Raw genomic sequence first — 14,139 nt, 5'->3', positions numbered from 1 at the left:
ATGATCTCCTTTAGATTTGGATATCGCGAACATCCGCGAAATGCCCGTTGATTGCTGCCGCTGCCGCCATTGCTGGGCTAACTAAGTGGGTGCGTCCAGCACGGCCTTGGCGACCTTCAAAGTTACGGTTACTGGTCGATGCGCAACGTTCGCCGGGGTTTAAGCGGTCATTGTTCATTGCAAGGCACATGGAGCATCCAGGTAAACGCCATTCAAAACCTGCATCAATAAAGATCTTATCTAATCCTTCTTGCTCAGCTTGGGCTTTAACAGGTCCAGAGCCTGGAACAACAATCGCCTGTACCCCTGAAGCCACTTTTTTACCTTTTGCGATAGCGGCGGCTGCACGCAAATCCTCAATGCGTGAGTTAGTGCAAGAACCAATAAACACTTTATCAATCTTAACGTCAGACAATTTAATGCCCGATTCTAACCCCATATAAGCTAATGCTTTTTCTGCCGATGCGCGTTCTACTGGGTCACTAAAAGAGTCCGGAGATGGGATCGGTTCATTGATGGCAATCACTTGACCGGGGTTCGTTCCCCAAGTGACCTGCGGTGCGATTTCGCTGGCTTGCAAGGTGACAATTTTATCGAATTGTGCACCTTCATCGGTTTTTAATGTTTTCCAGTAAGCAACGGCGTCATCCCACTCTTGGCCTTTAGGGGCAAATTGGCGACCTTTCATATAATTAAAGGTGGTTTCATCTGGTGCAATGATCCCGGCCTTCGCCCCTAATTCGATGGCCATATTACATACTGTCATACGGCCTTCCATGCTGAGGTTTTCAATGGCTTCACCACAAAACTCAACAATATAACCTGTGCCACCCGCGCTACCAGTTTTACCAATAATCGCCAAGACGATATCTTTTGCGGTGATCCCCACAGGTGCTTTACCAACAACTTCAATTTTCATCGTTTTGGCTCGAGCCTGTTTCAGGGTCTGTGTCGCCATGACGTGCTCAACTTCAGAGGTTCCGATACCAAACGCCAATGCACCGAATGCACCGTGTGTTGCTGTATGTGAATCCCCACACACAATGGTCATTCCCGGCAAGGTAATGCCTTGCTCAGGCCCCATAACATGCACAATCCCCTGATAAGGGTGGTTGAGATCATATAAAGTAACGCCAAATTCTTGGCAGTTTTTCATCAACTCTTGCATTTGAATGCGTGCCATATCACCGCAGGCGTTGATATCTTTCGTTTGAGTGGAAACGTTATGATCCATCGTTGCAAATGTTTTGCTTGGTTGGTGCAACGGACGGTTTTTCGTTCTCAGTCCATCAAATGCTTGAGGTGAGGTGACTTCATGAACCAGATGGCGATCGATATAGATAAGCGGGATCTCATTATCCACTTCGCGCACAACGTGAGCATCATATAATTTCTGATATAAAGTTTTGGCCATGTTACACCCCTTCGGCGATATAACGGGCGATAATATCACCCATTTCACTGGTACTGACTGATTTGCCCCCTCCCGCTAAGTCAGCGGTACGGTGACCATTTTCTAACGCTTTATTTACAGCCCTTTCAATGGCATCAGCGGCATCACTTTGATTCAAACTGAATCGTAATAACATAGCGGCTGATAAAATTTGGGCGATTGGGTTAGCGATATTTTTACCTGCAATATCTGGGGCAGAGCCACCAGCAGGTTCATATAAGCCAAAGCCTTCTTCATTAAGACTGGCTGACGGTAGCATTCCCATTGAACCTGTGATCATTGCGCACTCATCTGAAATGATGTCACCAAACAGGTTTGAACACAGCACGACATCAAATTGAGAAGGTGCTTTGATCATCTGCATCGTCGCATTATCAATATACATATGACTAACAGACACATCAGGGTATTCTTTCGCGATTTGATTCACGACTTCACGCCATAATACAGAGCTTTGTAATACGTTGGCTTTGTCAATTGACGTCACTTTATGGTTACGTTTACGCGCAGATTCAAATGCAATACGAGCAATCCGCTCTATTTCATAGCGATGGTAAACCTCAGTATCAAAAGCATATTCATCTTGACCTTCGCCTTTACGACCTTTTGGTTGACCAAAATAGATACCGCCAGTCAACTCACGCACACAGAGAATATCAAAGCCTTGTGCTGCAATATCAGCTCTCAATGGGCAAAATGCTTCTAATGCTTGGTACAAACGAGCCGGACGTAAGTTACTAAATAATTTAAAGTGTTTGCGTAATGGCAGTAATGCGCCTCGCTCAGGTTGACTATCGGGTGGCAAATTTTCCCATTTAGGGCCACCAACAGAGCCAAACAGAACGGCATCTGCACTTTCACAACCCGCGACTGTTGCTTCTGGCAGCGGTTTGCCATGGCGGTCAATTGCAATACCACCAACGTCATACTCTTTTGTTGTGATAGATAATGCAAAGCGCTGGCAGATCGCATCTAACACTTTATGGGCTTGGGCCATAACTTCAGGGCCAATGCCATCTCCAGGCAATACGGCAATATGATAGCTTTTAGACATTGTTATACAGCTTCCTTTGTATTGGATTGTGATTCTTTTTGATTTATTTTTTGTTTTTCTTTTTCAACTTGTTCAGAGCGCCAAATACTATTCAATACGTGCACCATTGCTTTGGCTGACGATTCGACGATATCCGTTGCCAAGCCCATTCCGTGGAAACGGCGGTTAAAACATTCCACGACAATATCCACTTGACCTAACGCATTTTCCCCTTGGCCTTTCGCTGACAATTTATAAGAAACCAATTTAATAGGGTAATTGGTGATATTGCTAATCGCTTGGTAAATAGCATCGACAGGACCATTTCCTGTTGCCGCTTCTGATTTAACCTCTTCACCGCAACGCATTTTGACGGTAGCCGTGGCGACAACGCTAGAGCCTGACTGAGTACTGAAATAATCCATCGAAAAATGGTCGGTATCATCTTGTTGACTAGCGAAGAAGGCCAGAGCTTCCAAGTCGTAATCAAACACTTGGCCTTTTTTATCCGCTAAACTTAAGAAGGCGGTATACAACTCATCCAAGTTGAAATCTTTCCCTTCTTGATACCCCATTTCTTCCATACGATGTTTAACCGCAGCACGGCCAGAGCGGGAAGTTAAGTTCAATTGAATCGCTTTTAAGCCGATGGATTCCGGTGTCATGATTTCATAGGTTTCACGGTTTTTCAGCACACCGTCTTGGTGAATACCGGATGAGTGAGCAAAGGCATTGCTACCAACAACCGCTTTATTGGCTGGAATAGGGGTGTTGCATAATTGACTAACTAATTGGCTGGTACGATAAATCTCTTTGTGATTGATGTTGGTATGGACGTTTAACATTTGCTCGCGCAATTTAATCGCCATGATCACTTCTTCTAAGGCGGTATTACCAGCGCGTTCACCTAACCCATTAATCGTTCCCTCAACTTGGCGAGCCCCCGCTTGGACGGCAGTGATAGAGTTGGCAACAGACATACCTAAGTCATCATGGCAGTGAACTGAAATGATGGCTTTATCAATATTTGGTACTTTTTCATATAAAGAGGTGATGATCCCACCGAATTGGTAAGGGGTTGTGTAACCGACAGTATCTGGAATATTGATGGTTGTCGCGCCAGCTTTAATGGCTGCTTCAACAATGCGGCATAAGTTATCAATATCAGTACGGCCCGCATCTTCACAAGAAAACTCAACATCATCAGTATAACGTCTTGCGCGTTTGATAGAGTCGATAGCCATGTCCATCACTCCATCAAATGTTTTATTCAATTTCTTTTCGACGTGTAAATTTGATGTCGCTAAAAAAATGTGGATGCGGAATGCTTCGGCAACTTTCAATGATTCAGCGGCCACATCAATATCATTTTGTACGCATCGCGCTAATGCACAAATACGGCTGTTTTTGATTTCACGAGCGATAGTTTGTACTGACTCAAAGTCTCCCGGTGAAGAGACGGGGAAACCAGCTTCAATGATATCGACCCCAAGGCGCTCTAAAGCAAAAGCGATTTGCAATTTTTCTTTAACGGATAAACTTGCCTGTAATGCCTGCTCGCCATCACGTAACGTGGTGTCGAATATAATGACTTGATCGCTCATGTTGTGTTCCTCTTATACAGAATTTGTCGTTATATTTTTGCGGTGCCGGCAGGCATAAAAAAACCCGCGGCTAGCGCGGGTTTTTATGTTTCTGGACTGTGAGTTTCCTATCTTCCGTCCATAAGCATACCGCGCACATTGGATGCGAGTAGTAGTAGGCTTAGTAGGCGGATAGAAGTTGTCATTTTCACAGTCTCTAAATTTGGTTTTAATCAATCTGTATTTATTGATACGTGATCTTTTCTTGGCTGTCAACTTTAGTTTTTTTCGTCAATTTTGGAGAATGATGAATCATCACTAATACTTGGTGATTGTGACTAATTTCTATATTTTTAGTGATGTTTTTCCCTATATTTTACCGATAAGTTAGGGGTAAAATTCTTTTTATGAAAGAGCTGGGCTGAAACATAGCATAAACTGATGGTTTGGTTACTTTTTGAACTGCTTTGTGAGGGGAAAACGAAAACGATAACATGAGATATAAAAATAAATTTTAATTATAGTTTTTATTAAATAAATTATTTAGTAAATGAATTATTTAAAATTAATCTGATAATGGGATAGTATCGTGGTTGTTGATGATATTTATTATGATTTATTTTTAGAATTGTTTTATTATTTTGATGCTAACAATAATAGTTTTAAATGATTTGATAAAACTTATTATGTCGATGAATACCTTCGTTTCATTATCGTATCTATATTGTGTTGCTAAAATGATAGGTAATATAATAGAAGCGTCGTTTTAATAAATGCAGGGAACGCGAAATAGCTTATCATTGATAAGTTTTTTGAAGAATAATATTTAATGAATTTATAAAAACCTTATTTATTTAAGGGGAGATGATTTTCATTAATTAAAAATGATAAATATCTTTATTGGAGTACATAATGACTGATTTTGATACGGCTTCACCAGCTAAAAAAGAGAATAATGACATCAATTTGCGAAATGTTGATCTCAACTTACTCACCGTTTTTGATGTGGTTATGCAGATGCAAAACGTAACAAGGGCAGCACAGGTATTAGGCATGTCTCAACCTGCCGTGAGTAATGCTGTATCCCGTTTAAAATCAATGTTCAATGATGAGCTTTTTGTCCGCTATGGACGCGGTATACAACCGACATCCCGCGCTAAACAGTTGTTTGGGCCGGTTAGGCAAGCTCTACAACTCGTTCATAATGAGTTACCGGGGGCTGGTTTTGACCCTAAATTAAGTGAGCGAGTATTTAATCTTTCTATTTGTTCTCCATTAGATATTCGTTTAGCTGCCGTTATCGTTGAAAAATTCAAACAAGTATCACCAAATATTAATGTACGTATTCATTGTTTCTTAGATAATAACATTGAGCATAAATTAAAGTACCAAGAGACAGATTTTTCGGTAAGCTATAATCAATTCGAAAAAAGCGAATATCAACATCAGGTTTTATTTAATGATGAGTTAGTTGTCGTGGTCGCCAATGATCATCCACGAATTCACGGTAATGTTACGCAAGAATTATTAATTAATGAAAAGCATGCCGTGATGTCAATGGATAATATGGGGTCCTTTAGTAAGCCTTATTATCATAATACAGAGTTATCACATACAATTAGCTATCAGGGCACGGATTTAAATAGTGTTTTAAATATCGTTTCTTTAACTGATTTAGTGGCAATTGTGCCAAAATGGCTTGTTGAAAACTCAGCAAATAAACTTCAATTACGAACAGCCGCTTTGCCATGGGCAGAAAATACGCGCCCTTGCTATTTAACGTGGCATGAATCAACGGCTCGGGATAAAGGGCATCAATGGATGAAGTCACAATTTTGCCAACTAATCACTGAATTACCTATGTAGCACTGGCTTAATCATCCGCTGAAATCGCGGCAGTTGCACGGTTTATGATTAACTCATCATGGTAAAACTCTATGATGAGTTATGTTACCTGACTAACATTTGCAAAATATTTACATAATATCTCTTTTCACGACACTCTTTCACCTATACACTCAAATCATTCAGCTAACACTTGTAAGCTGAAATAATTAACTGGTGAAGCGCTTCGTGGGTTTACCGAGCGGCTTCAGTTAACAAATGTACTATAGGAAAAACATTTTGATTACTGAAAATCTATATCCATACCATATGGTCAATCGCTTGCACAGCCGGTTTAATGCCGCTGATTCAGCGACTCGGATAGCTTTCAGTCAATGGCATAATGGGCAACAGAGTGATCTAACATGGAAAGAGGTTGAACAGCACTCTTTTGCCATTGCTCGCCGCCTTTTGGCACTCAATGTTGAAGTACAAGAAAATATTGGGTTATTTGCGCATAACAGTATGAATTGGGCTTTGGTGGATCTTGCGGTCTTACAGTTAAAAGCCGTTACTGTACCTTTATATGCGACCAGCAGTGTTGAACAAGCTGCTTATATTATTAATGATGCAAATATTCGTATTCTATTTGTTGGTGAGCAAGAGCAATACCAAGTTGCATGCCAACTAAAATCACGCTGTCCTCAATTAACCACTATCGTGGTGCTGAATGAGGATGTTGAATTAGTCGATGGAGAACTGGTTTCTGTTCACCTATCAAATTTTATCGCGCAAGCAGAGCCTGAATACCAAGACGAGCTAAATCAACGTATTGCGGCTCACCATCTGAGTGATCTTTTCACCATCATCTATACATCGGGTACGACAGGGGAGCCTAAAGGGGTCATGTTGGATTATTACAATATGGCGGCGCAGCTCTATCTTCATGACCAGCGTTTGAAGTTAAACATCGATGATGTTTCATTAAGTTTTCTACCGTTATCACATGTTTTTGAGCGCGCTTGGAGCTTCTATGTCATGCATACAGGTGCTCGCAATGTTTATCTCACTGATACTAATGCGGTTAGGGATGCATTGACACAAGTTAAACCTACCGTGATGTGTGCGGTGCCTCGTTTTTATGAAAAAGTGTATAGCGCTGTACAAAGTAAGGTTGCTAAAGCACCACTTATGCGTCGTTTGTTATTTAAATGGGCAATCGCACAAGGCAATAAAAGGGTTAAAGCGCTGGCACAAGGTAAGCAGCTAAATGCGCTGAATCAGTCATTGTTTAATTTAGCCGACAAGTTAGTGTTAACAAAGCTACGCCAACTGTTAGGTGGACGTATTCGCTTTATGCCTGCCGCCGGTGCTCGTTTAGATGATGATGTTATCGCCTTTTTTCTCGCAGTAGGCGTGAACATCAAATATGGTTATGGGATGACAGAAACTTGTGCGACGGTGTCATGTTGGGAAGAGGGGGAATACCCATTAGGCTCTATCGGCACACCGTTGTCATCGATTGAGGTACGTATTGGCGATAATAATGAGATTCAGGTAAAAGGGCCTGTGGTCATGAAAGGCTATTATCATCGCCAAAAAGAGACAGAAGATGCATTTACCCCTGACGGCTGGTTAAAAACTGGGGATGCAGGTGAAATCGATGCTCAAGGTAATTTGTATATTACCGACCGCTTAAAAGATTTAATGAAAACCTCAAATGGGAAATATATTGCACCACAAATGATCGAAGGGGTGTTAGGCCAAGACCGGTTTATCGAGCATATCGCCGTTATCGCGGATGCGCGTAAATTCGTTTCGGCGCTGATCGTACCTTGTTATGATTCATTAGAAGAATATGCGCGTTCGATCAATTTAAAATATCGTGATCGATTAGAGCTATTAAAAGATTCGAATATTGTGGCTCTGTTTGAAAATCGCTTAAAAGAGCTACAGAAAAATATCGAAAATTTCCATCAGGTTAAGCGTTTTACGTTACTCCCGGCTAATTTTTCCATGGAAAAAGGGGAGCTCACACCAACCTTAAAGCTGCGTAGAAAAATTATTTCAGAGCGTTATCACTCTGAAATTGAATCAATGTACCGCGAATAATTCCTCAATAGAGCCGGATAACACATAGCATGATATCCGGCTTCTCTTTGTACTCTTTTTCATCGCTTTATAGTGATATTTTCCACCATTCTTCCTTTTCTTGGTTAATTCAACCAATAATCTGAGTAGATAAAGATAATATTCAAAGTTGTCATGTTTGCTTAATAAATGGTGTTTGCGTCACCTTAGACACAACGATATGTTAATAGCAGTCATAACTACGGCAGAAATGACAATACATAGTAGAGGACTGTCATACCTCTGTTAACTTGTAAAAATAGTCTGGGGGCAAACTCATGGAGATGTTGTCGGGAGCAGAAATGGTCGTCAAGTCTTTGATTGACCAAGGTGTAAAGCATGTATTTGGGTATCCAGGTGGTGCTGTTTTAGATATCTATGATGCACTTCATACGGTAGGCGGTATTGATCACATCCTCGTTCGCCATGAACAAGCCGCGGTTCATATGGCGGATGGTTATGCACGCTCAACAGGAGAAGTCGGGGTGATTTTAGTGACCTCGGGTCCTGGTGCGACAAATGCAATTACAGGGATTGCGACGGCATACATGGACTCTGTTCCTTTGGTTGTTTTATCAGGACAAGTAGCAAGCTCCTTGATTGGGAATGATGCATTCCAAGAGTGTGATATGGTGGGAATATCTCGCCCAATTGTAAAACACAGCTTTTTAATTAAAAAAGCCGAAGACATACCTGAAACCATTAAGAAAGCCTTCTATATCGCTGCAAGTGGTCGTCCAGGTCCTGTGGTTATCGACTTACCTAAAGATACGGTTAATCCGGCAAATAAATACCCTTACCGCTATCCTGAAGCGGTTTCTTTACGCTCTTATAACCCAACCCTTCAAGGGCACAAAGGGCAGATTAAAAAAGCGTTAACAAAATTGATTGCGGCGCAGAAACCTGTTTTCTATATCGGTGGAGGGGCAATCAACGCAAATTGTTCGGCTGAGATCATCGCATTAGCAGAAAAACTGCAACTGCCTGTTGTATCAACACTCATGGGGCTAGGGGCATTTCCAGAAACCCATCACCAGTCAGTTGGGATGCTTGGTATGCACGGTACATATGAAGCCAATAAGGTGATGCATAATTCTGATGTTATTTTTGCTGTTGGTGTGCGTTTTGATGATAGGACAACGAATAATCTTGAAAAATATTGTCCGAATGCAACCGTGATCCAAATTGATGTCGACCCAACCTCTATTTCTAAAACCGTTAATACAGATATTCCGATCGTAGGGGATGCTAAGCTGACACTTCAGCAAATGTTGAGTCAGCTCGATCAAGTTTCCACCAAACAAAATAGCCAAGCATTAAAAACATGGTGGAAAGAGATTGAAACTTGGCGAGAGAGAAAATGCCTCCGTTATGAAACCAATAGCCAAAAAGTGAAACCTCAGCAAGCGATTGAAACCATTTACCGCCTGACAAATGGTGAGGCGTATGTCACTTCTGATGTTGGGCAGCATCAAATGTTTGCCGCACTGTATTACCCATTTGATAAGCCTCGCCATTGGATTAATTCAGGGGGCTTAGGCACCATGGGCTTTGGTTTACCTGCCGCTTTGGGGGTTAAATTAGCACATCCACAATCTACGGTTATCTGTGTTACTGGCGATGGCAGTATTCAAATGAATATCCAAGAACTGTCGACCGCAATGCAATATGGTTTACCGGTGGTTGTGTTGAATCTCAATAATGGGTTTTTGGGGATGGTTAAGCAGTGGCAAGATATGATTTATCAAGGCCGCCATTCTCAATCTTATATGCAATCGCTTCCTGATTTCGTCAAACTTGCAGAAGCTTATGGTCATGTAGGTATTTCGATTCATTCCCCCGATGAACTCGAAGAGAAATTAAAACAAGCACTGGTAGAAGTGAATGAAAACCAACGCTTAGTTTTTGTGGATATTAACGTTGATGAAACTGAACATGTTTACCCAATGCAGATACGTGGTGGTGCAATGGATGAAATGTGGCTGAGTAAAACAGAGAGGACCTGATCATGCGTCGTATTTTATCCGTCTTACTAGAAAATGAATCGGGGGCACTTTCCCGTGTTATTGGGCTGTTTTCTCAACGTGGTTATAATATCGAAAGTTTAACGGTTGCACCTACCGATGACCCAACACTGTCACGTATGACCATTCAAACAAAAGGTGATGCAAAGGTGCTTGAGCAGATTGAAAAGCAACTGCATAAGTTAGTCGATGTCTTACGTGTAAGTGAACTGACGGCTTCAGCACATGTTGAACGTGAGATCATGCTAGTTAAACTGCAAGCATCGGGTTATGGCCGCGATGAAATTAAACGTTGCTCCGATATTTTCCGCGGTCAAATCGTTGATGTAACGCCTACGCTGTATACCGTTCAGCTAGCGGGAACAAGCGATAAACTGGACGCATTCATTGAAGCAGTCCGTGGCGTTGCTGAAATTGTTGAAGTTGCACGCTCAGGTATTGTTGGTGTTTCACGTGGCGATAAAATTATGCGGTGAAAAATTTATCGGCTGAAGGTAGAATACCATTGCATAGAGCCCCGATTGATTCGGGGCTTTAACCGTTGGCGGCTATTTTAGCTTGGCTACGGTTATCAGGGATTGTAAAAAATAAATAGTAAAATCAATATGTTGGTTTTATCTGATAACACAAAGAGGTTAACGTGAAACTGGATGAAATAGCCCGTTTAGCGGGGGTATCTCGCACAACGGCTAGTTATGTGATCAACGGCAAGGCCAAGCAGTATCGAGTCAGCGATAAAACTGTAGAAAAAGTGATGGCTGTTGTCAGAGAGCACAATTACCATCCAAATGCTGTAGCAGCAGGGCTACGTGCAGGGAGAACACGTTCGATTGGGCTAGTGATCCCCGATCTCGAAAACACAAGTTATACTCGCATTGCTAATTATCTTGAGCGTCAAGCACGTCAGCGTGGCTACCAACTGTTGATTGCCTGTTCAGAAGATCAGCCCGATAACGAAATTCGTTGCGTTGAGCACCTTCTACAACGCCAAGTTGATGCGATTATTGTTTCAACGGCGCTGCCACCTGAACATCCTTTTTATCAGCGTTGGGCCAACCGTTCTTTGCCGATTATTGCGTTAGATAGGGCGCTAGAACAAGAGCACTTTATTAGCGTTGTCGGGGATGACCAAGAAGATGCATTGATGCTCTCTACGGAGTTGAGGCAATTTTCCGCGGAGTCAGTCTTGTATCTTGGCGCTCTGCCAGAATTATCGGTGAGCTACCTTCGTGAACAAGGTTTTAGAAAAGGCTGGCAAGGTGATGCTCGTGAGGTCAAGTATCTCTATGCAAATAGCTATGAGCGGGCGTCAGCGGCGGAGGTCTTTGCTGACTGGTTAGATAAAGGCAATCAGATGCCTGATGCACTCTTTACAACCTCATTTTCGCTGTTACAGGGGGTGTTAGATGTTGCATTGAAGCGTGATGGTCGTCTACCTGAGCATATGGTAATTGCAACGTTTGGTGACAGTGAGTTGCTGGACTTTTTAGGTTGCCCTGTTTTATCACTTGCACAACGTCACAGAGATATTGCTGAGCGTATTTTAGAACTGGTGTTGGCAAGTTTAGATGAAAAACAAAAACCGGATGCAGGGATTACTCGTATTCGTCGTGATCTGTGCCGACGCGGTAGCCTCGGGCGCAAACAGTAAAATATCATTTAAATAATAAAAACCAGACAAAAAGTCAGGTTGAATATTAAGTGATATCGATCACGTTTATAAGTATTATGTTAGCCCCAAAGTAAATGGGGCTTTTTATTTCATGCTAAAAATAAGTAAATATTTAACTTTAGGACTATTCTTAACGAGGTAAATCTAATTTATCATTGTAAAGAAAATAAAATAAAAAAATTTGATTTAAGAAATAATTTTTAAATCAAAGAAAGCACGTAAAATTTTATTTATTGTAAAATACTGGCTATTAAAACAGTATTTTAATTATATGAAATATATGGTTTTTATTTTTCTGTGAGGCTGTTATCGATAATATTTACCTTTATTAAACATTCACGGTTATTTTGAAAGTAAAGAATCGGTTAACGATATACTGATTAAAAATGAGACATATAAAGGAAATATCATCATTTGAGTGTTTTTTCATCAGTAAAATAGAGTTTACGTAATATTTGCTCTTTTGTTGAAAATAAATGAATTATATCAATCCGTTATTCCTCATTTTATCTCCGAAGTAGATTTTACCCACTCTTATCTTTTCTGAATTGTTCTGTAAATAAAGCAAAAGCTAGGCGCGTCTGGCTTGACAACGTTTTCCTACCATTCGTAAACTTTATAAGTGGAGAATTGTGGGGTAAAGTGGGTAAATAGGAAATAAAGAGGTTTTACTGGGTATGTTTCGTGGGGCAACACTGGTAAATCTCGACAGCAAAGGGCGGCTTACCGTGCCTACCCGATATCGGGGAATGTTGAGCGAGGAATCTAAGGGGCAGATGGTTTGTACTATCGACCTCCACCAGCCATGCCTGCTGCTTTACACTTTACCTGAGTGGGAAATCATCGAAGAAAAGCTCTCTCGCCTATCAACCATGAATCCAGCAGAAAGACGTGTCCAACGACTTTTGTTGGGACATGCCAGTGAATGTCAAATGGATAGCTCAGGGCGTCTTTTGTTAGCCAGCACGCTACGTCAACATGCAGGGCTAACAAAAGAGGTCATGCTAGTAGGCCAAATAAATAAATTTGAACTTTGGGATGAACAGACTTGGTATCAGCAAGTGGAAGAGGATATTGCCGCTGAACGACAAACCCAAGAACCACTGTCAACCCGTTTACAGGATTTGTCACTATAAACATGACACAGCAACAATTTAAACATGTAACAGTACTGCTTGATGAAGCAGTAAATGGCCTAAATATTAAACCAAACGGTATTTATATTGATGGAACTTTTGGGCGTGGTGGGCATTCAAGGCTGATTTTAAGCCAGCTAAACGAGCAAGGGCGTCTGATTGCTATCGATCGTGATCCAGAGGCGATTAAAGCAGCGCAAGAAATTGATGACCCTCGCTTTATGATCAAGCATGGCCCATTTTCTGCAATTGCAGAGTATGTAGAAGAAGAAGGGCTAGTTGGCAAAATTGATGGCGTATTACTGGACTTAGGGGTGTCATCCCCCCAACTGGATGATCCTGAGCGTGGTTTTTCATTTATGCGTGATGGGCCGTTGGATATGCGTATGGATCCAACGAAAGGGCAGTCAGCCCAACAATGGCTAATGAATGCTCAAGCTGATGACATCGCATGGGTTTTGAAAACTTTTGGAGAGGAACGTTTTGCAAAACGCATTGCGAAAGCCATCGTTGAGCGTAACCACAATCCAGAAGAAACACCTTTAACGAGAACTCGTGAGTTGGCTGAATTGATCGCTAAAGTCAGCCCTATCAAAGAGCGTCATAAGCACCCTGCAACGCGAAGTTTTCAAGCAATACGTATTTACATTAACAGTGAGTTGGAAGAAATAGAGCAGGCGCTTGAAGGTGCTGTCTCTGTATTAGCACCGGAAGGACGTCTTTCGGTGATCAGTTTCCATTCATTGGAAGATAGGCTAGTGAAGCGGTTTATTCGTCAAAATAGCAAAGGGCCTAGTGTTCCTGCTGGCATCCCTCTTACGGAAGCTCAAATACGGGAACTGGGTGTCGCTAAGCTGCGTGAAGTGGGCAAAATGAAGCCTTCAGACGCTGAAATTGACGAAAACCCAAGGGCACGTAGTTCTGTACTGCGTTTTGCACAGAGGACACTGTAATTATGGTTCCAGAAAGGCATAGTCTTGGGAAAGTGATTGGTCGTGACCTTTTTCGTCATGGGGTAATTCCTTTGATTTTGCTAGTGGCCATCATTATTAGCGCTATTTTTGTGGTCACAACTGCCCATGAAACGCGTTTGCTAACGGCAGAAAAAGACAAGTTATATGAAGAGAAAGATGCGCTGGATATTGAATGGCGTAACTTGATCTTGGAAGAAAACGCATTGGGAAGTCATAGCCGAGTTGAACGTTTATCGGTGGAAAAGTTGCAGATGGTTCATGTTGAACCTTCTCAAGAAAATATCATTGTCTCTAAGCAGTAGATAAGGTT

Annotated in this window: 11 protein-coding genes; 8 read left to right on the top strand and 3 right to left on the bottom strand. The window is 41.7% G+C overall.

Annotated features, from left to right (window positions below):
• Positions 1-10 precede the first annotated feature (10 nt).
• The 3 genes from leuC to leuA are packed head-to-tail and all read right to left on the bottom strand — an operon-like array spanning position 11 to position 4,090.
• On the bottom strand, positions 11-1,414 hold the full coding sequence (gene leuC / locus PR699_RS05470) for a 3-isopropylmalate dehydratase large subunit (RefSeq protein WP_004921962.1): 1,404 nt from the start codon (positions 1,412-1,414) through the stop codon (positions 11-13).
• 1 nt (position 1,415) lies between these two features.
• Positions 1,416-2,507, bottom strand: coding sequence for a 3-isopropylmalate dehydrogenase (leuB, locus tag PR699_RS05465; protein WP_014656421.1), 1,092 nt, complete (start codon positions 2,505-2,507; stop codon positions 1,416-1,418).
• Positions 2,508-2,509: 2 nt separating this feature from the next.
• Positions 2,510-4,090, bottom strand: a complete 1,581-nt coding sequence (leuA, locus tag PR699_RS05460; protein ID WP_004921957.1) for a 2-isopropylmalate synthase — start codon at positions 4,088-4,090, stop codon at positions 2,510-2,512.
• A gap of 891 nt (positions 4,091-4,981) precedes the next feature.
• Between leuA and leuO the strand changes: the two genes are divergently transcribed.
• From leuO to ftsL, 8 genes are all read left to right on the top strand, one after another.
• Positions 4,982-5,935, top strand: coding sequence for a transcriptional regulator LeuO (leuO, locus tag PR699_RS05455; RefSeq protein WP_004921954.1), 954 nt, complete (start codon positions 4,982-4,984; stop codon positions 5,933-5,935).
• A gap of 288 nt (positions 5,936-6,223) precedes the next feature.
• A complete protein-coding gene (locus tag PR699_RS05450) occupies positions 6,224-8,005 on the top strand; it encodes a long-chain fatty acid--CoA ligase (RefSeq protein ID WP_041705389.1) in 1,782 nt (593 codons plus the stop codon).
• Between the two features lie 296 nt (positions 8,006-8,301).
• Positions 8,302-10,029: an acetolactate synthase 3 large subunit gene (ilvI, locus tag PR699_RS05445; RefSeq protein WP_004921947.1), complete on the top strand. Its 1,728-nt coding sequence runs from the start codon at positions 8,302-8,304 to the stop codon at positions 10,027-10,029.
• Positions 10,030-10,031: 2 nt separating this feature from the next.
• Positions 10,032-10,523 (top strand): acetolactate synthase small subunit, encoded by a 492-nt coding sequence (gene ilvN / locus PR699_RS05440; protein WP_004921945.1) that lies wholly within the window; start codon positions 10,032-10,034, stop codon positions 10,521-10,523.
• Between the two features lie 164 nt (positions 10,524-10,687).
• The gene (cra, locus tag PR699_RS05435; protein WP_004921942.1) at positions 10,688-11,698 is read left to right on the top strand and encodes a catabolite repressor/activator; all 1,011 of its coding nucleotides are present in this window, start codon (positions 10,688-10,690) and stop codon (positions 11,696-11,698) included.
• 698 nt (positions 11,699-12,396) lie between these two features.
• Positions 12,397-12,855: a division/cell wall cluster transcriptional repressor MraZ gene (gene mraZ, locus PR699_RS05430; protein ID WP_004921936.1), complete on the top strand. Its 459-nt coding sequence runs from the start codon at positions 12,397-12,399 to the stop codon at positions 12,853-12,855.
• A 2-nt stretch (positions 12,856-12,857) separates the two neighbouring features.
• The gene (rsmH, locus tag PR699_RS05425) at positions 12,858-13,808 is read left to right on the top strand and encodes a 16S rRNA (cytosine(1402)-N(4))-methyltransferase RsmH (protein WP_004921934.1); all 951 of its coding nucleotides are present in this window, start codon (positions 12,858-12,860) and stop codon (positions 13,806-13,808) included.
• A gap of 2 nt (positions 13,809-13,810) precedes the next feature.
• Complete coding sequence (gene ftsL, locus PR699_RS05420) at positions 13,811-14,131, top strand: cell division protein FtsL (protein WP_004921932.1); 321 nt, start codon at positions 13,811-13,813, stop codon at positions 14,129-14,131.
• Positions 14,132-14,139 lie beyond the last annotated feature (8 nt).

The organism is Providencia sp. PROV268 (genome assembly GCF_028477805.1).
Classification (GTDB): Bacteria; Pseudomonadota; Gammaproteobacteria; order Enterobacterales; family Enterobacteriaceae; genus Providencia; species Providencia stuartii.
Note: the sequence above shows the minus strand (reverse complement) of the source record. Positions and strands in the feature narration are given on the sequence as shown.